This window comes from Dellaglioa algida, from assembly GCF_030127605.1.
In the GTDB taxonomy this organism is placed as follows: Bacteria; Bacillota; Bacilli; order Lactobacillales; family Lactobacillaceae; genus Dellaglioa; species Dellaglioa algida.
Genome location: NZ_JANXLE010000002.1, coordinates 223,020 through 246,474, shown reverse-complemented (window position 1 = coordinate 246,474; position 23,455 = coordinate 223,020). Strand labels below are relative to the sequence as shown.

Sequence of the window (23,455 nt, the reverse complement as noted above, 5' to 3'; positions counted from 1 at the left end):
TTTTGAAGGACGTGCAAAATGACTTTAAGTCCATTGGATATTCATAATAAAGAATTTAACGTAAAATTGAGAGGTTATGACCAAGATCAAGTTAATGATTTTCTTGATAAAATTATTAAAGATTACGAATTAACTTTAAAAGAGAATGAAAATTTAACTGATGAAGTTAAAACGAGTAATGAAAAATTGGAATACTTTAACGATTTAAAAGATTCGTTAAACCAATCAATCATTGTAGCCCAAGAAGCTGCTGATCGTGTTAAAGTTAATGCTAAACGTGAATCTGAAATTATTAATAAGGAATCACAAAAGCAGGGTCATGATATTATTGATGAAGCTAACGAAAAGGCTAAACATATTATTGATATGGCATCAGAAAAAGCTAAAAAGTTAGCTGTCGAAACTGACGACTTGAAGAAACAAGCACGTATCTTCCGTCAACGTCTTAAAGTTATGATGGAATCACAATTAGAAGTTGTTAAAAGTTCTGATTGGGATGAAATTTTAAAACAAGGTGAAACCAGCACATATTCTGAAATTCAAGACGTTTTAAAACGTGAAGAAGATAAAGAAAAACGTGAAGCTAAAGAGATGAAGGAAGCAGTTAATAATAATGATGATGGCATCGTCGTTACTGAAATTATTGCTGAATCAGATTCAAATGAAGTTTCTGAACAAAATGATCAAGATACAATGGTTATTTTTCCAGACAATAAATAAAAATTGAGAACAACAATTATATAACATATTTTTAGCGAATCGATGATAGTGGGAAATCGATAATCACTGTTATGTAATTTATCCTCTCAATAAGTTAATTAAACTGAACTATTAAGTAAGTTTAATCGGAATCATCTCCGTTACCATGATGATTGAGTGATAGATAAAAGTAAAAGACTAGTGTCTGTCTAAATTTGGGTGGTAACGCGAAGACTTCGTCCCTTGTAACGGAGTCTTTTTGTGTATAATAAGATAAAATAACTTTTAAAAGGAGTTTATATTATGAAAATGAAAGAAACCTTAAACTTAGGTAAAACGGAATTTCCAATGCGTGGTAATTTACCCGTTAAGGAAGCCGAACGCCAAGATGGATGGAATCAAGATAGCGTTTATGAATTAAGACAAAAATTGAATGAAAACAAACCAAGCTTTATTTTGCATGATGGACCTCCATATGCCAATGGTAATATCCATATGGGTCATGCTTTAAATAAAATCACAAAAGATATCATTGTCCGTTCAAAATCAATGATGGGATTCAGAGCTCCTTACGTACCGGGCTGGGATACACATGGTCTACCAATTGAACAACAATTGGTTAAACAGGGCGTTGATCGTAAAAAAATGTCAAAAGCTGCTTTCCGTGAACTTTGTGAAAAGTATGCTTTAGAACAAGTTAACTTACAACGAGAAGATTTTAAACGTTTAGGAGTCGCAGCTGAATGGGACAACCCATACATGACACTACAACCTGAATTTGAGGCTGAAGAAGTTAGAATGTTTGGTGAAATGGCCGAAAAAGGGTATATCTATAAAGGTAAAAAACCAATTTACTGGTCACCATCATCTGAATCAGCATTGGCTGAAGCAGAAATCGAATATCAAGATATTAAATCACCTTCAATGTATATCACATTTGATGTTGTAGATGGAAAAGATATTTTAGATACAGATACAAAAATGATTATTTGGACAACAACACCATGGACGATTCCCGCTAATTATGGTGTAGCAGTACATCCTGATTACAAATACATCCAAATTGATGCTGATGGCACAAAGTATGTAGTCGCAGAAGAACGTTTAAGCGTATTAAAAGAAGAATTTGATTGGGAAAATGTTGAAGTGCTAAAAGAGTTTTCTGGTCGTGATATGGAATATATGACGGTACAACATCCGTTATATGATCGTACATCATTAGTTATCCTTGGATACCATGTCACTTTAGATTCTGGTACGGGACTTGTCCATACAGCTCCAGGACATGGTGAAGATGATTTTATTGCAGGACAAAAATATAAATTACCTGTTGTTTCTGTATTAGATGAAAAAGGTATCATGAATGAAGATGCTCCTGGTTTTGAAGGTATCTTTTATGATAAAGCAAACCCACTTGTAACTGATCAGTTGAAAGAAAATGGTCATTTACTTAAGTTATCATTCTTTACGCATAGTTATCCACATGATTGGCGTACAAAGAAACCAGTTGTATTCCGTGCAACAGCACAGTGGTTTGCATCAGTAGAGATGTTCCGGGATGATATTTTAAAAGAAATTGATAAAGTTGATTTTAAAAACGAGTGGGGTAAAGTTCGCCTCTACAACATGATTAAAGATCGTGGTGATTGGGTAATCTCACGTCAACGCGCATGGGGCGTTCCGTTACCAATCTTCTATGCAGAAGATGGCACACCAATTATTACACCAGAAACAATTGAACATGTTGCGCAATTATTTGAAGAACATGGCTCAAATATCTGGTTTAAACACGATGCTAAAGCATTGCTTCCTGAAGGCTTCACGAGTGAACACAGTCCTAACGGCGGGTTCACAAAAGAAGAAGATATTATGGATGTTTGGTTTGATTCTGGTTCTTCTCACAGAGGCGTACTGGGCAAACGTGATAATTTAACGTATCCTGCAGATCTTTACATGGAAGGTTCAGATCAATATCGAGGATGGTTTAACTCAAGTATTATTACGTCCGTTGCGACTAATGGTATTGCGCCATACAAACAGTTGATGTCACAAGGATTTGTTCTAGATGATAAAGGTCATAAGATGAGTAAGTCACTTGGTAATATTATTTTACCAAGTAAGGTTATTAAACAGTCAGGTGCTGAAATTGTTCGATTATGGACTGCTTCAGCCGATACTTCATCTGATGTTGCTGTTTCAATGGACATCTTAAAACAAGTTTCAGAAACATATCGTAAAATTAGAAATACATTTAAATTTATTTTGGCTAATACAACTGATTTTGAACCAAGTAAAAATGCCGTTGCATTTGACGATTTGGCATCAGCAGATAAATACATGTTAATCAAATTAAATGCCTTTTCAAAAGAGGTATTAGATAATTATGCTGAATATGATTTCTTAGCAATTTACAAGAAAGTGATTACGTTTATTTCAAATGATTTGTCTGCATTCTACTTAGATATCGCAAAAGATATCGTCTACATTGAAGCTGAAGATAGCTTCGAGAGACGTTCAATGCAAACAGTTCTCTATCAGATTGTGACGACAATGGCTAAGTTATTAACGCCTATCTTGCCACATACAACTGAAGAGGTCTGGGACTATTTAAAAGAACCAGAAGAATATATTCAATTAAGTGAAATGCCAGAAGTTGCTCATTTTGACGGTGAAATTAAAATTGTCGAAAATTGGCAAGCATTTATGAAAATGCGTTCACACGTGTTAAAGGCGTTAGAAGATGCCCGCGATGCAAAATTAATTGGAAAGTCATTTGAAGCAAAAGTTAGTTTATATGTGAATGATTCTGACAAAGCTTTATTAGATGCGCTTAACACGGATGTACGTCAACAACTAATTGTTTCTGATTTAGAAATTTTATCAGTTGAAAACGCACCTGAAGATGCAACCAAATTTGATGATTTAGCTGTCAAGGTCGAAGTTGCCAGTGGCGAAGTTTGTCAAAGATGTCGTATGATTAAGACAGATGTGGGTGAAAATCCTGAATTACCAACTCTTTGTCATCGTTGTGCAACAATTGTTGAACGTAACTACCCTAAAGCAGTTACAGAAGGATTCGAAAATTAATCAAATTTCTGAAAAGGAGTAACATTATGTTATTCCTTTTTTTGAGCCAAAATGATTACAAAACTCAGATTATGAGGTAGTATGTGGGTTATACAATTACAGTGGAAGTGGGTGTTTAATGTGCAATTAATTAAGGTGCATGGATCAGAAAATGATTTCTTTCTTTTGGATCAGACAAAATTAGAAGTCGCGTTGTCCGATGAACAATTAAAAGAGTTAGCAATTAAAATGTGTAACCGTATAACTGGTTTACACGGTGGATCAGATGGTATTTTGGTTGTTGATCATTCCGAACATAGTGGTGTTTTGGGCCAGATGAGAGTTATTAATGCTGATGGTACGGAAGCCAGTATGTGCGGAAATGGCTTAAGAACAGTTGGACGTTATTTAGAAAAAGAATATGGACAAACGACATTTAAAGTTGAAACAATGCATGCTGATTTGAAGGTTGAAAAAGCGCCAGACCTTAAATTGAACGTCGCTGCATATAATGTTGAAATTTCGCCCGTTAGTTTTATGTCAGAGACGTTACCGATGTTTCTAGACCGAGAAACTTTGGTTGATGATTATGTTCCTGAATTTTCAAAAACGTTAAAATTTTCAGCAGTTTCGGTTCCTAACCCTCATCTAATAGCTTTTGTTGATCATGAGACGTTGGAAGGGCCAGAGCTTGAAAAAATTGCAACATATTTAAACGGTGAGAATCCTTACTTCCCTGACGGAGTCAACGTTAGTTTTGTTGAAAAATTAGACGGTCATTCGATTTTTGTTAGAACGTATGAACGTGGGGTCGGTTTTACCAATGCATGTGGAACAGCGATGTCTGCATCAAGTTTAATGTTTGTGATGTTAAGTAACAAACAGGTACCTTTTGAAACTGAGATTAACGTTAGAAATCCTGGTGGGATGGTTAAAACGATAGTACATCAAAATGATAATGGCGAATATTGGATGTCATTAATCGGTAATGCGACTAATGTTGCAAATGTAACAGTTGACTTAGCTGATGCCATGAATGGTGATTATTCTCATGCAAAATGGGTCCCAACAAATGAACAAGAAAATTATTTAGAATTTATCTCAAGTATCAGGTAATTTAATTAGGGTAAAAGACATAAATGACTGTCTTTTATCCTTTTTTTAATTTAAAATGAAAGGAAACACTTGAGGAAACAAATGAAAAAATGGATTGTTGGAATTTGTATAGTTTTTGTCATAATTGGGCTTATTATTTTTGGAATTAGCTATTATTTATTTAAATATGCGGAGACACCGACGAATAAAGGATTTATTAAATCCGAAACGGCGAGTGTTGAATTAAAAAGAGAAAATGAATGGTTAAATCGGATTAAAAAATTGAACTGGGAACTTACGTCTGATGATAACTTAAAACTTAAAGCAATCTATGTGCCGGCAGAAAAAAAGACTAATAAAACAATATTTGTTGCCCATGGGTTTATGGGTAAGAAAGAGTCGATGGTTCGATTTATTCATTTTTATCATGATCAGGGTTATAACGTTATTGCCCCGGACGCTAGAGCACATGGGCAAAGCCAAGGAAAGTATATCGGATACGGATGGTTAGAGAGAAATGATAATTTAAAATGGCTTAACAAGGTCATAGATTATCAAGGGACAGATTCAAAAATTACATTATTTGGGATCAGCATGGGCGGTGCTACGGTTATGATGTTAAGCGGTGAAAAACGATTGCCCGTACAAGTTAAAGCAATTATTGAGGATTGCGGTTATACCAGTGTGGCCGATGAGCTAACTTATCAGTTGAAACAAATGTATAAGTTACCTAAAATCCCATTTATACCGGTTGCCAGCGTGATATCTAAGTTTAAGGCGGGTTATTCATTTTATGAAGCGAGTTCAATTAAACAGTTGAGTAAGAATAAATTGCCTGTTTTGTTTATTCATGGTGGCACTGATAAGTTTGTTCCGACTGAAATGATTTATAAAAATTATGCAGCAACAAAAGGCCCTAAAGATATTTTTATAGTGTCGGGTGCAGAGCACGGGAACTCCTTTACTAAAGATAAGTCGGGTTATACAAAAAAAGTAACTCATTTCTTGGAACAATATTTTAATTAAAAAAGTAAAATTGCGAGGTTGATTGGATGAACTTAGAAGAAAAAGTATTATCTGAAGAAATATTTTTTAAAGGTCATGTTATAGAAGTTGCGAAGGAGACTGTTGAATTACCTAATGGTGAACAATCGACTAGAGAAATTGTCCATCATCACGGGGCTGTCGGTATATTTGCAGTGACGGATGAAGATAAGATTGTTTTAGTTAATCAATGGCGTGCGCCAATTAGAAAAACGTCGTTAGAAATTCCGGCTGGCAAAATTAATGGCGAGGACCATGATTTAATGGAAACCGCAATGCGCGAACTTAATGAAGAAACGCGATATGCACCAAAAAAAATAACGAAAATTTATGGGTTTCATTCTGCGGTTGGTTTCGCCGATGAATATCTAACTCTATATCATGCAACTGGGTTGGTAAATGTCGAGACCGAATTACCTCAAGATGCTGATGAATTTTTAAATTTGATGGAATTGACGTTTGATGAGGTTCAGGATAAGATTAAATCAGGCGAGATTACAGACGTTAAAACTATTTTAGCGGTCGCTTATTGGGAAATTCAACGATTAAAAGGTGAATTACATGGATGATGAAACAAAACTATCAAGAAGTGAGTATCAGAGATTACAAGAACTAGAGAATAATCCTGAATTGCGTCAAGAAGAGCGTCGACGAGTAGAGAAAGAATATCTGGAGGAGCATCCTACCAGAAGTTCCCTCACGGATGAACCAGAGAGAACGGGTAAAAAAAATAAATTAAATCGATTTTTAAATTGGACAATTGGTTTTTTGATTGTCGCAATCATAATCGTTTTTTTAGCGTTATTCTTGTTACCCTAATTATTAATATAAAGTGGAGGTCACGACTATGATTTACGGTATTTTGTGCGCGATGGAAGAAGAAATCATTTCGCTTAGAAGTCATTTAGAAGATAGAACAGATAAAGAAATTGGTGGTATTTCATTCTATACTGGTCAAATTAATAAACATAAGGTTGTTCTAGTAAGGTCCGGTATTGGTAAAGTTCAGGCCGGGATGACAACTGGACTTCTGATTGCAGAATTTGGCGTAACAGCTGTTATCAATTCTGGATCTGCCGGCGGTATTGGCCAAGGACTTAAAATTGGTGATGTTGTCTTGGCTACAGATGTTGCCTATCACGATGTTGATGCAACAGCATTTGGCTACGAAATTGGCCAATTACCACAGCAACCAGCGAAATATTCGGCAGATATAGATTTAAATGCTGCAATTACCAAGGCTGCTCAAGAGAATAACTTAAGTATAAAACCGGGACTTATTGTGACCGGGGACCAATTTATTGCGAGTCAAGAACAAACAGATGCAATTCTCAATCATTTTCCCACGGCACTTTGTAGTGAAATGGAAAGTGCAGCAGTTGGGCAGGCCGCATATCAATTTGGCGTTCCTTTTACAATTGTTAGAGCCATGTCAGATGTAGCGGACGAAGAAGCTGGTCAAACGTTTGATGAGTTTATTATTGAGGCTGGTCAAAAATCAGCAAAAATGATTCTTTCGTTACTAAAATAAAGTTTAAAGGAGACTATAAAATTTTATGTCAGGAATATATTTAGATAATGCGGCAACAACACCAATGGCAAAAGAAGTCATTGAAGTCATGACGAATACCATGCAGACTACTTTTGGAAATGCTTCTAGTACTCATCAATTTGGACGCTCAGCACGTATGGTACTTGATGATAGCCGAAAAGTTATTGCCGATAGTATTCATGCTAAGGAGTCAGAAATTATCTTTACAAGTGGTGGTACAGAAAGTGATAATATGGCCATCATGCAGACAGCAATTCAAAGAAAGTCGCTGGGTAAGCATTTAATTACTTCTGCGGTTGAGCATCAAGCGATTTTAAAATCAATGAAATATTTGGAATCAATTGGATTTGAAGTTACTTATTTGCCAGTTAATGAAGATGGCGTCATAGATATAACAGATTTTAAAAATGCACTGAGGGATGATACGATTTTAGTATCGATTATGATGGGTAATAACGAAACAGGAAGTCATATGCCTATCCATGAAATTGGTGATATCTTGAAAGATCATCAAGCTTGGTTTCATACGGATGCCGTTCAAGCATATGGTTTATTGGATATTGATGTTAACGCAGACCATATCGACATGCTATCAACTTCGGCCCATAAATTGAATGGACCTAAGTTTCTAGGCTTTTTATATAAGCGCGACACCATTTTTTCTCCACCATTTATTAAAGGCGGAGAACAGGAAGATAAAAGGCGTGCGGGAACAGAGAATGTACCAGCAATTGCAGGGTTTGCGAAGGCCGTTTCTTTAGTCTCGGATGACGAAAAGAAAGCGCGTCAATTAAAATATCAAGGATTTAAACAACAAATCATTGCGGCATTAGAAGTGAATAAGATTGATTTTGAAATTAATGGAACGCTTTCAGATGATAATTTGCAACACGTGTTTAACATTTGGATTAAGGGAGTCCAGACGGAAGTCCTACAAACGCGTTTAGATTTGGCTGGTATTGCCGTTTCTGGTGGTTCAGCATGTACTGCCGGCAACTTGGAACCTTCACATGTTCTGATTGCCATGTATGGTGAGAATAGTCCTCGAGTGACCGAATCTATTCGATTAAGTTTCGGTAAGGACAATACTGATGAAGAGATTGCTGTTTTTGTTACGCAATTAGTTCGAATTGTTGGACGGTTAAAAAAATAGGAGGTAGTTAATTATGGCATTTGAAAAAAGTATTCAACTTTTGGGAGATATAGTGACTTATGAATTAAGTGCTGATGTAAAAAAATATACGCTAAGAGATTTAGGCTTTGCGGAAACTAAAGCAGGCAATTTTCAGTTAGAAAGATCGTTGGATCCTAATTCACCTTTTAATCAAGGTATTAAAGTTAAAATTGTTGTTGATAAAACGTTGAGTGGGTTTAAAATGTCAACGACGACTGCAAATGGACTTAAGGCAGTTAATATTTTTAAAGATGAGAATAAAAAAGCCGAAACTGAACAATTTGATTATGTTATTGGTCAGTTAGTTGACAGAGATGTCTTGAAGAAAATATAGTCTCGGAAATATAAATTGTGATGGTGCATGGTAAAATTGTACAAATAATTTAAAGTATTCTCATTAAGAATATTAATGAGGTACTTTTTTATTTAATCAAAATTTTAATTTAGCTAGGATTACAACTATTTATGACACACTAGGCTTGTATAAGTTCGTATTATTGGTATAATAGTATTTACTGAAATAGTGCGACCTTCAAATCGTAGATTTTTTCAGAATCTAATTGAAATGATGGTGATAGTATGCCAGATAATAGTAAAACTCGTGTTGTTGTTGGAATGAGTGGAGGTGTCGATTCATCAGTTGTTGCTTATTTATTGAAGCAACAAGGATATGATGTTGTTGGTGTCTTCATGAAAAACTGGGACGATACGGACGAAATGGGTGTTTGTACGGCAACGGAAGATTACAAAGATGTTGCTAAGGTAGCAAACAAAATTGGAATTCCTTATTATTCCGTTAATTTTGAAAAGGAATATTGGGACCGTGTGTTCACGTATTTCTTGGACGAATATAAGAAGGGTAGAACGCCAAACCCTGATGTGATGTGTAACAAAGAAATTAAGTTCAAAGCTTTTTTTGACTACGCTATGGAACTTGACGCTGATTACATTGCCATGGGACATTATGCACAAGTTGAACAAGATACCGACGGTATTATGCATATGTTACGTGGGGATGATAGCAATAAGGACCAAACTTATTTCTTGAGCCAGTTATCACAAGAGCAAATTCAAAAAGTAATGTTTCCAATTGGAAATATTGAAAAACCAGAAGTTAGAAGAATTGCTGAAGAAGCTGGTCTTTCAACTGCAAAGAAGAAAGATTCAACGGGTATTTGTTTCATTGGTGAACGTAACTTTACTAAATTCCTTGGTGAGTACTTACCAGCACAGACGGGTAATATGATGACCGTTGATGGTGTGAAGATGGGCGAGCATTATGGTCTTATGAATTACACAATTGGTCAACGTAAAGGTTTGGGTATTGGTGGTACAGGTGAAGGCAATGATCCTTGGTTTGTTGTTGGTAAGGATCTGTCAACAAACACGTTGATTGTCGGACAGGGTTACCATAACGACTTACTTTATGCGGATTATCTTGAAGCATCAGAGCTAAGCTTTATTGCACCCATTGATCGATTTGGTAATGATTTCCATATCACTGCTAAGTTTAGATATCGTCAAACTGATGTTGGTGTGACGGTTCATTTAAATGATGATCATACAGAGGCCACAGTAACATTCGATGCACCGGTACGTGCGATTACACCGGGACAAGCCGTTGTTTTTTATGATGGTACAGAATGTTTGGGCAGCGGTATCATTGATGCTGCATTTAAAAGCCTAGATAAGGGTTCAAAACAGTTACAATACGTTTAAATTGAATTTATGATATGAAAGGCACAAACAAAACAAATGTTTTGTTTGTGCCTTTTTATTTTTGTGGCATAATATAATAGAGATAAAAAAATGGAGGGTCCTACTGACAGATGACTAATATATATTTTATTCGACATGGTAAAACAGAATGGAATCTTGAAGGACGATATCAAGGTGCGAATGGGGATTCCCCTTTGCTTAAACAAAGTTACACAGAGATTCAACAACTTATCAGCTCTCTGAAGGAAAAAAAGTTTGATGCCATTTATTCAAGCCCAATTAAACGTGCAAGAGACACTGCGGATTTAATTAGCGAGGGCCTTAATCAAAAATTAAACGTTATTTTAGATAAAAATTTAGAAGAATTTCATTTGGGAAAAATGGAAGGGATGAAATTTACCGATGTGGCAAGTGAGTTCCCTGATGAACTTGATGCATTCCGTAATCATCCAGATAAATATGAACCTCGTAAAATTAATGGCGAGACATTTCAAGAATTATTAAAACGTATGGTCCCAGCCGTTAAACGAATTGTGGCACAAAATAAATCGGATGCAAATATTATTGTTGTCAGTCACGGTGCAGCACTAGGCGCTTTAATTCAAAATTTATTAGGTGTACCACTGAAGGATCTTCGCAAACAAGGTGGACTATCAAATACGAGTACAACTATTTTAGAAACCAAAAATGGAACTGACTTTAATTTAATCAAATGGAATGATACCGACTATTTAGATAGAGTACGAGATGAAAGTGATGTCGTTTAAGGAGTAATAAAGTGAATAAAAGAGAAGAGCAGGAAGTAGAATCAAGTAAAATCATTCATGAGTTGATCGAAAAAGTTGAACAACATCCTGACAATCAAGATGTTTATTACCAACTTGGGAGTTATTTAACCGAAGTAAAAGATTACGTTCATGCGGAAGAACTTTATAAAAAGGCACTTTCACATTTTGACGCAAAAGATATAAAAGCGGACTTATTAGTCTATGGACTGGGTAATGTATTTTATGAGGCAGAATTATATGTTGAAGCAATTCAAGCATTCCAAAAGGTGACTAATCCAGAAATGAAAGAAAATGCATTTTTGATGTTGGCACAATCGTATATGGCACAAGAATCATACCAACAGGCGCTGGCATTTGCAATTACGGCACAAGAAATAAATTCTAAAAATATCGATACTAATGAATTGATTGGAGATATTTTTTTAGCATTGGGACAATTTGAAAATGCTGCGCAGTACTATGATTTAGTACTTGAGAGTGATCAGAATCATGCAAAAGCGAATTTCCAACGTGGCTTGGTAAATATGGTTTTAGGACTTGAATTTGATACGTATTTCACGCGGTCTAGGTTAACAAATAAAAAATACTTTGATGCACAAAAAAAGCGATTAAGCGAGATAGAATCATTTATAAAATTACGTGATAATCGGTAGAAGGGATGTGGCATAATGGTTGCTCAGAAGGTAAGTTTATTTGATGATGGTTCTCAAAGTAATGAAACTCAAGCTTATTTAGTTGGGAAAGTTGCAACCATTTTTTTTCAAAGCCAAGATAGTTTTTATAAGGTGATTTTAATTCATAGCGTTGAGAGTAACTTAGAATGGCCTGAGGATGAAGTTGTCGTTACCGGAAATTTTGCCGATATTAAGGAAGAATCAACTTATCGTTTTTATGGACAACAGGTTGAGCATCCTAAGTATGGTAAACAATTTCAAGCCAGTAATTACCAAAATGAAACGCCTACTTCAAAGATGGGTCTCATTACTTATTTGTCGGGTGCCGAATTCAAAGGTATTGGGAAAAAAACGGCAGAGTCAATCGTTGATAAACTTGGAACTAAAACAATTGACAAGATATTAGCGGATGACACCGTACTGGATTCTTTAGAGTTATCGAATAAGCAAAAAATAACGGTATTAGAGACTGTACGTGTAAATAACGGAATGGAACAAATTATTATTGGATTAAACGGATTTGGATTTGGTAGCCAACTTGCGGCAACCATTTATCAAACCTATAAAGAAAAAACACTTGAGATTATCCAGGAAAATCCATATCAGTTAGTCAATGATATTGAAAACATTGGATTTAAAAAGGCTGATCAAATTGCGGAAGAGTTGGGATTCGCGGCCGATTCATCGGGTCGAATTCAGGCTGGTATTTTACAAAGTATTAATGATTTATGTCAACAAGATGGAGATACTTATGCGACAGCAGAGCCTTTGTTAACGGCTTCTTTACAATTATTGGAAGGCAGTCGGCGGGTTCGAATTAATCCTGAAGCGATTTCGAAAGAACTAGTCAATTTGGCCAAGTCAGGATTAATTGTTGGTGATGAACAACGTATTTATTTGAAAAATCTGTATCATGCAGAATATAAAATCGCTGAACATTTAAAAAGACTCCTTTCGTCAAATCAAGAAAAAAAGGGTTCATCAGATAAAGATCTTAATAAAGCAATTCGTAAAATAGAAAAAAAACTAGATATGAACTATGGCGAATCGCAAATAGATGCTATTAAAGAAGCAATGAACTCACAGGTGTTTTTATTAACCGGTGGTCCAGGAACTGGTAAGACAACCGTTATTAATGGCATTGTGGAGTTATTCGCGGAATTAAATGATTTCTCTCTTGATGTTAGCGGCTACGGAGAAGGCCAAACATTTCCGATTCTTCTAGCCGCACCTACTGGTCGAGCCGCAAAAAGAATGACCGAAACGACCGGATTACCCGCTAGCACGATCCATAGGTTACTAGGATTGACTGGAAGAGAATCAAATAATGAAGTTGAAACCAAAGATTTAGAAGGTGGATTATTAATTATCGATGAAATGTCGATGGTTGATACCTATTTATTAAACACACTGATGAATGCAATACCAACTGATATGAAAGTTATTTTGGTTGGTGATAAAGATCAATTACCATCCGTTGGTCCTGGACAAACATTTTATGATTTATTAAAGAGTGACTATCTTGAACGAAAAGAGTTAACAGATATTTACCGACAGGGAGATGGGTCATCAATAATCTCACTTGCTCATTCAATTAAAAATGGGGAATTACCGGCCGATTTCACGAAAAATCAAAAGGATCGTTCTTTTTTTGCAAGTCGTGAATACCAAGTTGAATCAATTATTAAACAGGTCGTCGAACGTGCTAAGACAAAAGGATTTACGTCTAGTGATATTCAGGTTTTGGCGCCAATGTACCGCGGTGCGGCAGGAATTAACCGATTGAACGAGATGCTACAAGAAATTATGAATCCCCTTGAGAATAGTCGCCAAAAAGAAGTCCTTTTCAGAGACCAGAAATTTAGAATTGGCGATAAAGTATTGCATCTTGTTAATAGTCCTGAAAATAATGTTTTTAATGGGGATATTGGGAAGATTGTTGGTATTACGGTTGCCAAGGATAGTGAAGATAAAGTTGATGAAATTATTATTGCATTTGACCAAACAGAGGTGACTTATAGGCGAAATGAATGGCAAAAAATTACGTTAGCATATTGTACGTCAATTCATAAGTCTCAGGGTAGCGAGTTTAAAATGGTAATTTTACCAATGGTCTCGCAATATAAGCGTATGCTTAAACGTAACTTACTGTATACGGCAATCACACGTGCTAGCCAATTGTTAATTTTGCTTGGAGAAGAGAAGTCGTTTGAAGAGTGTGTTGAAAATGAATCAGCGAATCGAAAAACAACGTTGTTATTGAGAATAGAGCAGATCTTTGACGGTGATATCAAAAAAATAAATGATTCAAGTGGTAGTGGTCAAACAACTAAAAAATTAAAAAAAGAAACTCAGTTAGATCCTAGTCCCATTGAACAATTTATTTTAACGAATGACATGATTGCCAGCGGAACGATTGACCCAATGATTGGAATGGCAGATATTCAGCCATAGAAAAAAACTAATTAACTCTGCTCAATGAGTTAATTAGTTTTTTAATTTAGCCAAAATGGGTATGATAATACAGAATATTCAATTTCAAAGAAACGCGTACCTAAATCTTCGCCATCCATTTGTCCATATTCTAATGAGTCAACAGACAATTTAATCTTATTCGATGTAAAATGATGGACACCTTTTTGTGTAATATGCTTACCGGATAACATTAAAATGGCTAAATAAAGTAGTTTTAAGATATTAGATTTTTCAATAATAATTAAATCTAAGTTACTTTTGGCTGGGTCCGCCATTGGTAGAATGGGAACGCCACCACCAAAGTAGGGATGATTCGATGTTGTCAGTAGAAATGCATCTTGATAAAATTCACGTTGTCCGTTTACCTGAACAGTTACGGGAAATGCAGCTTGTTTTGATAGGGTACCAAGTAGTGCACTCAAGTAGGTAAGTGAACCCAGATGAAGTTTATTCAATAGTTTTTTTGAACGAGATTGATTGGCGATACTTACGATTTGTGCATCAAACCCAACGCCCACATTATTAATAAAATATTTTTTTTCATTTCGTGAAAGTTCCTGCATAACACCTAAGTTTAATAATTTAGGTGAAGTTGTATTTAATATTTGTTCAAGTGCTACAAGTGGTGCCTTAGGTATACCGGCACCTCTGGCGAAATCGTTTCCAGATCCTGCGGGGATATAGGCAACGGGAATATCGAATTTACCGGCATTTTTAATACCATTAATACATTCATTTAAAGTACCATCGCCGCCGATAACTAAAATAATTTGGTTATCAGCAGTTTTGGAAGGTTGGAAATGTCTGGCATAATTTTCTGTTAAGAGGGAAGCATGACCCATATATTTTGTTAAATGTGCATCGAAGTGAACTTCTTTTGTGATTAATGATTTTTTTATAGATTGCCAGATTTGTTTAGCATGTCCGCTGCCAGCTGATTCGTTGACAACGATATAATAGTGATCCATGAGCTTCCCTCCTTAAATTAACACTAAATAATTATAACTAAAATTAAGTTAGATTTAAAGATAAATTTTAAACACATAAAAATAAGCCAAAATTCTGAATCGAATTTTGGCTTATTTTTTATTAAACGATAACTAACATTGGTAAAATCATTGGTTTACGTTCAGTTTGTTCATATAAAAACTTCTGTAAGTCATCGACAATAGCATCATTAATCATTGCTTCTGTAATTTTATCATTTTTTAGTAAACGACTCATAACACGGAACAAACGACGGCGTCCTTGGTTAATTAATTCACCTGACTCACGCATGTAGACGAAACCACGTGATAGTAAATCTGGACCCGCTTGAATTTCATGTTTCTTCATATCAATAGTTGCGACAACGACAACGAGTCCTTCTTCAGAAAGAACTTGTCGATCGTTTAAGACCGCACTACCGATGTCACCAATGCCCGATCCATCTACGTAGATATCATCGGCTTCAAAGTGGCCAGCGATTCTGGCAGAATCACTCGTTAATGCTAGAACGTCACCATTTTCCATGATAAAGCTATTTTCTTTTGGAACACCAATTTGTTCAGCTAGTCCGGTATGAATTTTAAGCATTCTGTATTCACCATGGACGGGAACGAAATACTTAGGCTTCATCAAACTAAGCATTAATTTTTGTTCTTCCTGACCACCATGACCAGAAGTATGGATATTATTAACTTTACCATGAACAACTGTTGCACCGGCTTCTGAAAGTTCATTGATTACATGGTTAACACTGATTGTGTTACCAGGAATTGGTGAACTTGAGAATACAACGGTATCACCAGGTTGAATAGATACCTGACGGTGAGTTCCATTCGCAATACGACTAAGCGCAGCCATTGGTTCTCCCTGTGATCCAGTACATAAAATTAGGATCTCGTTAGCGGGTAACGAATTGATATCACGTGCGTCAATTAAGGCGTCATCCGGAATGTTTAAGTAGCCTAATTCACGACCATTTACAATAGCAGCTTCCATACTACGACCAAAGACCGCAATTTTACGACCTTTGGCAACAGCAGCTTCTGCAGCTTGTTGTACTCGAGAGATATTCGAAGCAAAAGTAGCGAATATAATACGACCTTCACCTTTTTCAAAAATTCGTCGAATTGATTTACCAACAAATCTTTCTGATTTTGTGAAATTAGGAATCTCAGCATTTGTACTATCTGATAGTAAACAGAGCACACCATCTGCACCCAGTTGAGCCATTCTTTGTAAATTAGGTGGCTGATTAGTAACAGGTGTCAGATCAAATTTGTAGTCCCCAGTGACTACAATATTACCAGAAGGTGTTTTGATTGCGACACCTAAAGTATCTGGAATTGAATGAGTTGTTCGGAAGAAAGAGACGCTTGTTTTTCTAAATTTAAGAATTGTGTCTTCTTCAATTTCGTGCATTTCTGTTGTAGCAAGTAACCCGTGTTCTTCTAATTTTCCTTTGATTAAAGCTGAAGCCAAGGGCCCAGCGTAAATTGGAACATTAATTTGTTTTAATAAGTAGGGGATACCACCAATATGATCTTCATGACCATGGGTGATAACCAATGCTTTAATTTTCTGCTGGTTAGCAACCAGATACTGAAAATCAGGAATAACATAGTCGATTCCTAATAACTCATCCTCTGGAAACTTAATTCCTGCATCGACGATGATGATTTCATCTTGGAATTGAATACCGTACATATTCTTACCAATTTCACCTAACCCGCCGACTGCAAAAACACCAGTCTCATTATTTTTAACATTTATCTTTTTCATTCAGAAAACTCCGTTATTTCGAAAGCCGGGTTTTCTTTTTCGTATGCTAAAGCTTTTTCTGATAATGTTTCAATGAATTCAATATTGTGAGTTGTTTGTTGACCAACAATACTTTGAGCTTCAATTTCAGAACCTGCTTCGAGGAAAAGCGACTTTGTTTCTTCTCTTTGTGGATTTCTATCCTGTGTTTCTTGGTAATAGACTTTAAAAATCATTTGTAAAACTCCTTTAAATTAAATTGATATCATTTGGTTAAAATGATTTGGAATGGAAATTAGAAACCGAACTGGGGGTTGTTTGCACAACATATAATTTACATTTTATCATATATTATTATTTAAGTATAGAATAGCACGGGTTGAATGGGCCTATAAGGGATAAAAAATATAAAACATGTTATAATTATGTGGAATCTTGGCATAGGAAAGGGCGTGTTTCATGATGTGGACGATAGTTGTAATGACAATTATAATAGTTCTGATTATTATTATTATTTTGAATTATGGTCGATTAAAAAGGAACCGAAAAATTGCCGTTTTTAAAATTGAAAGCAGACGTATTACCGATTCTGCAGTTAAATTTGCTTTGAATCAGCTTCATGGTAATACGTATGGAATTGAATCTAATATTTTAAAAGTGACAGAGATTGTTTCAAAAATTTGGGGTAAAAAAGTTATGGTATTTGAATATCAATTTAAAATGCCAAATCCTTCAAAAGAAAACATCGAAAAAATAAGGAAAAAATTTTCAGGTTCATTTGAAGAATTTGAGATGATGGATCTTGTAAAAAAAGACGTCGGGGCTGTGTCGGCGTTTGAAATTACAGATCTGTGGTATCTGGACGGCCTTTTACATTTAGACGTTGCCTATTTAGTTAATGATGAGACCGTTATGTACACTAAAGATTTAAAAAAAGTCTAGTTGATAATAGCGATACTAAAATGCAAATAAAAAAGTTTCATCAATAATTAAATCATTGATGAAACTTTTTAACTAATTATTCAAGCATAATTGCATCGTTTGGAATCGCAAAAGGTTTATCGTTATTAATATGGTCAAAGAATAAGATACCATTTAAATGATCGATTTCGTGTTGAACCACGATTGCTTCGTAATTCTTCAAGCGAATCTTATGCTGAACGCCCTCAATGTCGAAGTAACGTAGTGTAATACGATCAGCTCGTGGAACATATCCAGGGACATCTCTGTCGACGGATAAGCATCCTTCACCTTCCGATAGGGCTGCGACTTGAACTGATTGACTTAAAATAGTTGGGTTGATTAGCACCTGCTTAAGTGAGGGTTCTTCACCTTCTGGTCCAGGAATTAGTACAGCAGTCATTCGTTTTGAAATGGCTAGTTGTGGTGCAGCCAAACCTACTCCAGCACGTAAATGATATTTTTCAGCTATCTCTTCATCTTGGCTGTTTTCTAAAAACTCCATTAGATCGTGCGCTAGTTGTTTATCATCGTTTGAAAGCGGGAAAGTCATCTCGCTTGATCGGGCTCTTAAAATTGGATTGCCTTCACGAATGATGTTTTTCATTGTAATTTTAATCAAAATGCTACCTCCAAATTAATATTCTACCGTATATTGTAGCATAAAATAATGATATCTGTGATGCATTTGGAAATTAGAGATGTGTTTCGCTTCTTTTAGTTTTTTAAAGAATGTTGTAAAATGAAGGAAATATGAATCTTAAAAATAACCTAGCTAAATTATAAAGGAGTTTAAATATTTATGAATAATAAAATTAATTACCCATTAGAATCGCATTGGACAACTGACGAAATTATTTCTGTAAGTGAATTTTATAAATCGATAGAGTTGGCAAATTCTACTGGTATTGATCGTGAAGAGTTATTATATAATTATCGTGAGTTTAAAAAAATTGTCCCTTCTAAAATGGAAGAAAAACAAATCGGTAGAGCCTATGAGGATGAATCAGGATTTAGTATTTATCGTACAATTAAATTTGCGCGTGAAAATACGAGAGATACCATAAAGATAAACCAATAGGAGGTGGATAGTTTGAATATTGATGAAGTTAATTGCCAGGTTAAAGGTTGGTTAAAAGAAGCACGTGAAAATATCATTCATGCGTTTGGTAATCCATTATCCGTAGAAACAAAAAGTAGCCGAGTTGATCTTGTAACAAATATGGACAAACAAACTGAAAAATTTCTAGTCAATAAAATTCGCGAATTTGATCCAAATGCAAAAATCCTTGGTGAAGAAGGCTTTGGGGATAACATCACTAATCTGGATGGAACAGTTTGGATTGTTGACCCCATCGATGGCACAATGAATTTTGTTAAACAGAAGGATCATTTTGCAATTATGATTGGTATTTATGAAAACGGAATTGGAAAACTAGGGTTTATTATGGATGTCATGAATGATGTTTTATACTCCGGTGGCCCAGAAAATGGCGTTTTTGCTAATGAAAACAAACTTGATAAACCTGAAAACACCTCTTTAAAGGACGGGTTATTAGGTTGTAGCTCACCTATGTTAATGATGGACTACAATCACCTTCAGACAATTGTTAAGCATAGTTCTGGTGCTAGAGTGTATGGTAGCGCTGGAATTGAGTTCATACATATACTACGAGGACAAGAGATTGGATACATTTCGCACTTAAAGCCTTGGGATTTTGCTGCTGGCAAAATTTTGGCGGAAACTCTTGGTATCACTGTTAAAACAATTGACGGGTCAGAGCTTGATATGTTACAATCAGCAAATGTATTAATAGCAACGGAAAACGCACAAGAGGACATTTTAAAACTACTCAATAGTTTTTAGTAGAATCGCGTTGTGGCTGTGACTAACAAGTCGCAGTTTTTTTATGCGATTTATTTATGAAAAAGTATGAAAACTTTTAGTAAGTGTGTTAATTGTCTGCTATAATAGTGAACTGTAGTTATTATTCGTAAAAATATTAGGGATCCAACGAAAGGAAGAACAAACTTGAAAACAAGAGATGACATTCGCAACATCGCGATTATCGCCCATGTCGATCATGGTAAGACGACATTAGTTAATGAATTATTAAAACAATCAGATACATTGGACGGCCATTCAGAAATTAGCGACCGTGCTATGGATACCAATGATATTGAAAAAGAACGTGGTATTACAATTTTATCAAAAAATACTGCTGTTAGAGTTGGCGACAAACAAATTAACATTTTAGATACACCTGGACATGCCGATTTCGGTGGTGAAGTAGAACGTATCATGAAAATGGTTGATGGTGTTTTACTTGTTGTTGATGCTTTTGAAGGAACAATGCCACAAACACGTTTTGTTTTGAAAAAAGCCTTAGAACAACAATTAGTACCTATTGTTGTTATCAACAAAATTGACCGTATGGGCGCTCGTCCACAAGAAGTTGTTGATGAAGTACTTGATTTGTTTATCGAATTAGGTGCCGATGAAGCTCAACTTGATTTCCCTGTTATCTATGCTAGTGCATATAACGGTACATCAAGTATGGATCCAGATATTGAAACACAAAAACATTCTATGGACGACGTTTTTGAAACAATTATCAATACGATTCCTGCACCAATTGATAACAGTGACGAACCATTACAATTCCAAGTTTCAATGTTGGATTATAATGAATACGTTGGTCGTGTTGGTATTGGCCGTGTATTCCGTGGGAAAATTGCTGTTGGTGATCAAGTTTCTGTTATTAAACTTGATGGTTCAGTTCAAAATTTCCGTGTTTCAAAACTTTTCGGTTTCTTCGGTTTAGACCGTGTTGAAATTGAAGAAGCTAAAGCTGGTGATTTAATTGCCGTTTCAGGAATGGATGACATCTTCGTTGGGGAAACTGTAACACCAGTTGATCATCAAGAAGCCCTACCATTGATGCGTATTGATCCACCTACACTTCAAATGACATTCAGAACGAATGATTCACCATTTGTTGGACAAGATGGTAAAAATATTACTGCACGTAAGATGGAAGATCGTCTTAAATTACAATTGCATACTGATGTTTCATTAAAAATTGAAGATACTGACTCTCCTGATGCTTGGGTTGTTTCAGGTCGTGGGGAATTACATTTATCAATCTTAATCGAAACTTTACGTCGTGAAGATTATGAAATTCAAGTTTCACGTCCAGAAGTTATTTATCGTGAACTTGACGGTAAAATGCAAGAACCATTTGAAAGTGTCCAAATTGATACACCTGATGAATATTCTGGTGGTGTTATTGATACAATGGCACAACGTAAGGGTGAAATGATTAACATGGAGACTGGTAACAACGGTCAAACTCGTTTAACATTCTCAGCTCCTACACGTGGTTTAATTGGATATGATTCACAATTCCTTTCAATGACTCGTGGATATGGTATCTTAAATCATACATTCTCTGAATACAAACCTGTCATCCGTAATTGGGAACCTGGTCGTCGTAATGGCGCATTAGTTTCTATTAATTCTGGAAGTGCAACAACATATTCAATCATGAGTATCGAAGAACGTGGTACGATTTATGTAACACCAACTACTGATATTTATGAAGGAATGGTTGTCGGTCAAAGTAGCCGTGAACGTGATATTTCTGTAAATATTACTAAAGGTAAAGCAATGAGTAATGTTCGTTCTTCTAATAAAGATCAAACTGCCTCAATTAAAAAACCAACAATTCTTACACTTGAGGAATCATTAGAATTCTTGAATACTGATGAATTATTGGAAATCACACCAAATAACTTACGTTTACGTAAACGTATCTTAGATACAAATATGCGTGAAAAAGCTCAAAAACAACGTAAAACAGATTCAAAAAAAGGTTAATTTAAAGGGAGTTAAAAATGATTAAGTTCATTTTTAACTCCTTTTTTTATTCATGATAAATAGTAATATATGGTATACTGTTAGAAGTCACGGGAGGAGAAAATCGATGATAAACAACATTTCTAAAGAAGATGCAATGGCGATTCTAAAAGAAGATGCGGTTAAAATAAAAAACCTTGTCAATAAGCAACGAGACACATTGTGTTTGTTAAGTTGTCCTGCGTTTGAAGAAGTCGTTGATACTCAGTTGTTCGGTTTTTCTCGTGAAGTAAACTTTGTGGTGAGATGTGCGCTCATTGAGGAGAAGGCTGGCAAGAAGTTAATTGAAGATCTCGAGTCAGACCTTAATGGTCATTTTCACGCTGAATTTTAAAAATCAAGAAATAAGTTGGATTAAAAATGCAAATATTAAAAAGAATGACTCAAAAATTACAGTATCTCGATTACTATATCTTCATCCCATATCTTATCTTATCTGGAATTGGGGTAGTGATGGTATATTCCGCCAGTTCTTATAAGGTTCAAATGGCTGGTGGTGATCCAACAACATACCTAAAAAAACAATTACTTTTTGCAATTCTGGGTCTAATGGTTGTCTTTTTCATATACGCCATTAAAGTTAATTTTTTTAAAAGTTCCAAATTTATAATTACATTTGGTGCGGTGTCAATCTTGTCGCTTGTCTACGTAGTAGCAAGTGGAAAAACGGTTAATGGCGCCGCAGGGTGGATAAACCTTGGTATTTTTAATGTACAACCCGCGGAAATTAGTAAGATTTTTTTGGTTTTGTTTATGGCACAGCAAGTAGCATTTCGTGAAAATAAAGAGTTGAGTTACGATAGCAGGTATAAGCGTCGATTTATTTATGCAGTTGCGGTAGCCTTACCCTTATTTTTAATTTTGATTGAACCGGATGTTGGTGGATTTATTATTAATGCGAGTGCCGTCTTAATTATTATTTTAGCCAGCGGGTATTCTATCGGAATAACCACTTTAATTTCAGTCGGAGGAATGGGCGGATTGATGTTACTTTTGTCAAAGTTAAAATCTGTTTCCCCTGATTCCGGAGGTCCATTGGCATACATGGCAGGACGATTTGTTGGATTTAGTGATCCATTTAAATATCAACAGTCAAGTGGACAACAACTGGTTAATTCGTATTATGCGTTAAGTAATGGTGGTATTTTTGGAGCTGGTTTAGGGAATAGTATCCAAAAGCGTGGTTATTTACCCGAACCATACACTGATTTTATCTTAGCAATTACGGGAGAGGAACTAGGACTTTTGATGGTCTTGTTCATTTTAATCTTGATTTTTGGCATGATTGGACGAATCGTTTTTATCGGATCTAAAAGTAAAGAAACGTTCCACACTCTATGTTGTTATGGTATTGCAACGTTTATGACAGTACAAACTGTTTTTAACGTTGGTGGTATTTCAGGAATCTTACCCATCACGGGTGTAACATTCCCATTTCTTAGCTATGGTGGATCAAGTATGCTTATCTTAAGTTTTTGTGTAGGTTTAGTTTTAAGCATATCGGCTTTGAGAAAAAAAGATTTAGTAAATAGTAAATAAAAGGAG

General features: G+C 35.4%; 23 protein-coding genes. 19 read left to right on the top strand and 4 right to left on the bottom strand.

The annotated features are described in order from the left end of the window. Window positions 1–18 precede the first annotated feature (18 nt). The 13 genes from N0K73_RS02935 to recD2 all read left to right on the top strand — a co-directional run bounded on the left by N0K73_RS02935 (window position 19) and on the right by recD2 (window position 14,265). Window positions 19–720, top strand: coding sequence for a DivIVA domain-containing protein (locus N0K73_RS02935; protein WP_057973880.1), 702 nt, complete (start codon window positions 19–21; stop codon window positions 718–720). 282 nt (window positions 721–1,002) lie between these two features. Then, window positions 1,003–3,786: an isoleucine--tRNA ligase gene (gene ileS, locus N0K73_RS02930; protein ID WP_112250105.1), complete on the top strand. Its 2,784-nt coding sequence runs from the start codon at window positions 1,003–1,005 to the stop codon at window positions 3,784–3,786. Between the two features lie 120 nt (window positions 3,787–3,906). Continuing rightward, the gene (gene dapF, locus N0K73_RS02925) at window positions 3,907–4,881 is read left to right on the top strand and encodes a diaminopimelate epimerase (protein WP_284068605.1); all 975 of its coding nucleotides are present in this window, start codon (window positions 3,907–3,909) and stop codon (window positions 4,879–4,881) included. A gap of 69 nt (window positions 4,882–4,950) precedes the next feature. Continuing rightward, entirely contained in the window at window positions 4,951–5,886 is a 936-nt protein-coding gene (locus N0K73_RS02920; protein ID WP_181647353.1) for an alpha/beta hydrolase, read from the top strand. A 26-nt stretch (window positions 5,887–5,912) separates the two neighbouring features. After that, window positions 5,913–6,473, top strand: coding sequence for an NUDIX domain-containing protein (locus N0K73_RS02915; protein ID WP_112250099.1), 561 nt, complete (start codon window positions 5,913–5,915; stop codon window positions 6,471–6,473). After that, window positions 6,466–6,723 carry a twin transmembrane helix small protein gene (locus tag N0K73_RS02910; protein ID WP_112250097.1) on the top strand — a complete coding sequence of 86 codons (258 nt, stop codon included), beginning with the start codon at window positions 6,466–6,468 and terminating at the stop codon, window positions 6,721–6,723. The genes N0K73_RS02915 and N0K73_RS02910 overlap by 8 nt, the downstream gene beginning before the upstream one ends. A gap of 28 nt (window positions 6,724–6,751) precedes the next feature. Continuing rightward, on the top strand, window positions 6,752–7,435 hold the full coding sequence (locus N0K73_RS02905; RefSeq protein ID WP_112250095.1) for a 5'-methylthioadenosine/adenosylhomocysteine nucleosidase: 684 nt from the start codon (window positions 6,752–6,754) through the stop codon (window positions 7,433–7,435). Window positions 7,436–7,460: 25 nt separating this feature from the next. Further along, a complete protein-coding gene (locus N0K73_RS02900) occupies window positions 7,461–8,609 on the top strand; it encodes a cysteine desulfurase family protein (RefSeq protein WP_112250093.1) in 1,149 nt (382 codons plus the stop codon). A gap of 13 nt (window positions 8,610–8,622) precedes the next feature. Beyond that, a complete protein-coding gene (locus N0K73_RS02895) occupies window positions 8,623–8,964 on the top strand; it encodes a DUF1831 domain-containing protein (RefSeq protein WP_057973887.1) in 342 nt (113 codons plus the stop codon). Window positions 8,965–9,209: 245 nt separating this feature from the next. Further along, a complete protein-coding gene (gene mnmA, locus N0K73_RS02890; protein ID WP_057973888.1) occupies window positions 9,210–10,349 on the top strand; it encodes a tRNA 2-thiouridine(34) synthase MnmA in 1,140 nt (379 codons plus the stop codon). 110 nt (window positions 10,350–10,459) lie between these two features. Then, a complete protein-coding gene (locus N0K73_RS02885; RefSeq protein WP_112250091.1) occupies window positions 10,460–11,116 on the top strand; it encodes a histidine phosphatase family protein in 657 nt (218 codons plus the stop codon). Window positions 11,117–11,127: 11 nt separating this feature from the next. After that, window positions 11,128–11,790 carry a tetratricopeptide repeat protein gene (locus N0K73_RS02880; protein ID WP_112250089.1) on the top strand — a complete coding sequence of 221 codons (663 nt, stop codon included), beginning with the start codon at window positions 11,128–11,130 and terminating at the stop codon, window positions 11,788–11,790. Window positions 11,791–11,805: 15 nt separating this feature from the next. Continuing rightward, on the top strand, window positions 11,806–14,265 hold the full coding sequence (gene recD2 / locus N0K73_RS02875) for an SF1B family DNA helicase RecD2 (protein WP_112250087.1): 2,460 nt from the start codon (window positions 11,806–11,808) through the stop codon (window positions 14,263–14,265). A gap of 41 nt (window positions 14,266–14,306) precedes the next feature. Here the strand turns inward: recD2 and N0K73_RS02870 are convergent, their stop codons facing one another. The 3 genes from N0K73_RS02870 to N0K73_RS02860 form a co-directional block, all read right to left on the bottom strand. Next, complete coding sequence (locus N0K73_RS02870; protein ID WP_112250085.1) at window positions 14,307–15,254, bottom strand: diacylglycerol/lipid kinase family protein; 948 nt, start codon at window positions 15,252–15,254, stop codon at window positions 14,307–14,309. 121 nt (window positions 15,255–15,375) lie between these two features. Then, window positions 15,376–17,052 (bottom strand): ribonuclease J1, encoded by a 1,677-nt coding sequence (rnjA, locus tag N0K73_RS02865; protein ID WP_057973893.1) that lies wholly within the window; start codon window positions 17,050–17,052, stop codon window positions 15,376–15,378. Next, the gene (locus N0K73_RS02860; RefSeq protein WP_112250083.1) at window positions 17,049–17,267 is read right to left on the bottom strand and encodes a DNA-directed RNA polymerase subunit epsilon; all 219 of its coding nucleotides are present in this window, start codon (window positions 17,265–17,267) and stop codon (window positions 17,049–17,051) included. The genes rnjA and N0K73_RS02860 overlap by 4 nt, the downstream gene beginning before the upstream one ends. A 244-nt stretch (window positions 17,268–17,511) precedes the next feature. Here N0K73_RS02860 and N0K73_RS02855 point away from each other — a divergent pair, with 244 nt between their 5' ends. After that, window positions 17,512–17,973, top strand: coding sequence for a hypothetical protein (locus tag N0K73_RS02855; protein WP_146744977.1), 462 nt, complete (start codon window positions 17,512–17,514; stop codon window positions 17,971–17,973). A 76-nt stretch (window positions 17,974–18,049) separates the two neighbouring features. Here N0K73_RS02855 and def read toward each other — a convergent pair whose 3' ends face one another. Continuing rightward, complete coding sequence (gene def, locus N0K73_RS02850) at window positions 18,050–18,598, bottom strand: peptide deformylase (RefSeq protein WP_057973949.1); 549 nt, start codon at window positions 18,596–18,598, stop codon at window positions 18,050–18,052. Between the two features lie 195 nt (window positions 18,599–18,793). Here def and N0K73_RS02845 point away from each other — a divergent pair, with 195 nt between their 5' ends. The 5 genes from N0K73_RS02845 (at window position 18,794) to N0K73_RS02825 (ending at window position 23,449) form a co-directional block, all read left to right on the top strand. Beyond that, window positions 18,794–19,072 (top strand): UPF0223 family protein, encoded by a 279-nt coding sequence (locus N0K73_RS02845; RefSeq protein ID WP_057973896.1) that lies wholly within the window; start codon window positions 18,794–18,796, stop codon window positions 19,070–19,072. 3 nt (window positions 19,073–19,075) lie between these two features. Next, window positions 19,076–19,858, top strand: coding sequence for an inositol monophosphatase family protein (locus N0K73_RS02840; RefSeq protein WP_057973897.1), 783 nt, complete (start codon window positions 19,076–19,078; stop codon window positions 19,856–19,858). 165 nt (window positions 19,859–20,023) lie between these two features. After that, a complete protein-coding gene (typA, locus tag N0K73_RS02835) occupies window positions 20,024–21,871 on the top strand; it encodes a translational GTPase TypA (protein ID WP_057973898.1) in 1,848 nt (615 codons plus the stop codon). Window positions 21,872–21,977: 106 nt separating this feature from the next. Continuing rightward, complete coding sequence (locus N0K73_RS02830; RefSeq protein ID WP_057973899.1) at window positions 21,978–22,244, top strand: DUF1507 family protein; 267 nt, start codon at window positions 21,978–21,980, stop codon at window positions 22,242–22,244. A gap of 26 nt (window positions 22,245–22,270) precedes the next feature. After that, the gene (locus N0K73_RS02825) at window positions 22,271–23,449 is read left to right on the top strand and encodes an FtsW/RodA/SpoVE family cell cycle protein (RefSeq protein ID WP_083478943.1); all 1,179 of its coding nucleotides are present in this window, start codon (window positions 22,271–22,273) and stop codon (window positions 23,447–23,449) included. Window positions 23,450–23,455 lie beyond the last annotated feature (6 nt).

Bases quoted from the DNA above. Each gene is read 5' to 3' on its own strand.
- N0K73_RS02935 (WP_057973880.1), top strand. From the start codon at position 19: ATGACTTTAAGTCCATTGGATATTCATAATAAAGAATTTAACGTAAAA.
- ileS (WP_112250105.1), top strand. From the start codon at position 1,003: ATGAAAATGAAAGAAACCTTAAACTTAGGTAAAACGGAATTTCCAATG.
- N0K73_RS02915 (WP_112250099.1), top strand. From the start codon at position 5,913: ATGAACTTAGAAGAAAAAGTATTATCTGAAGAAATATTTTTTAAAGGT.
- N0K73_RS02910 (WP_112250097.1), top strand. From the start codon at position 6,466: ATGGATGATGAAACAAAACTATCAAGAAGTGAGTATCAGAGATTACAA.
- N0K73_RS02905 (WP_112250095.1), top strand. From the start codon at position 6,752: ATGATTTACGGTATTTTGTGCGCGATGGAAGAAGAAATCATTTCGCTT.
- N0K73_RS02900 (WP_112250093.1), top strand. From the start codon at position 7,461: ATGTCAGGAATATATTTAGATAATGCGGCAACAACACCAATGGCAAAA.
- N0K73_RS02895 (WP_057973887.1), top strand. From the start codon at position 8,623: ATGGCATTTGAAAAAAGTATTCAACTTTTGGGAGATATAGTGACTTAT.
- mnmA (WP_057973888.1), top strand. From the start codon at position 9,210: ATGCCAGATAATAGTAAAACTCGTGTTGTTGTTGGAATGAGTGGAGGT.
- N0K73_RS02885 (WP_112250091.1), top strand. From the start codon at position 10,460: ATGACTAATATATATTTTATTCGACATGGTAAAACAGAATGGAATCTT.
- recD2 (WP_112250087.1), top strand. From the start codon at position 11,806: ATGGTTGCTCAGAAGGTAAGTTTATTTGATGATGGTTCTCAAAGTAAT.
- N0K73_RS02870 (WP_112250085.1), bottom strand. From the start codon at position 15,254: ATGGATCACTATTATATCGTTGTCAACGAATCAGCTGGCAGCGGACAT.
- rnjA (WP_057973893.1), bottom strand. From the start codon at position 17,052: ATGAAAAAGATAAATGTTAAAAATAATGAGACTGGTGTTTTTGCAGTC.
- N0K73_RS02860 (WP_112250083.1), bottom strand. From the start codon at position 17,267: ATGATTTTTAAAGTCTATTACCAAGAAACACAGGATAGAAATCCACAA.
- N0K73_RS02855 (WP_146744977.1), top strand. From the start codon at position 17,512: ATGACAATTATAATAGTTCTGATTATTATTATTATTTTGAATTATGGT.
- def (WP_057973949.1), bottom strand. From the start codon at position 18,598: ATGAAAAACATCATTCGTGAAGGCAATCCAATTTTAAGAGCCCGATCA.
- N0K73_RS02845 (WP_057973896.1), top strand. From the start codon at position 18,794: ATGAATAATAAAATTAATTACCCATTAGAATCGCATTGGACAACTGAC.
- N0K73_RS02830 (WP_057973899.1), top strand. From the start codon at position 21,978: ATGATAAACAACATTTCTAAAGAAGATGCAATGGCGATTCTAAAAGAA.
- N0K73_RS02825 (WP_083478943.1), top strand. From the start codon at position 22,271: ATGCAAATATTAAAAAGAATGACTCAAAAATTACAGTATCTCGATTAC.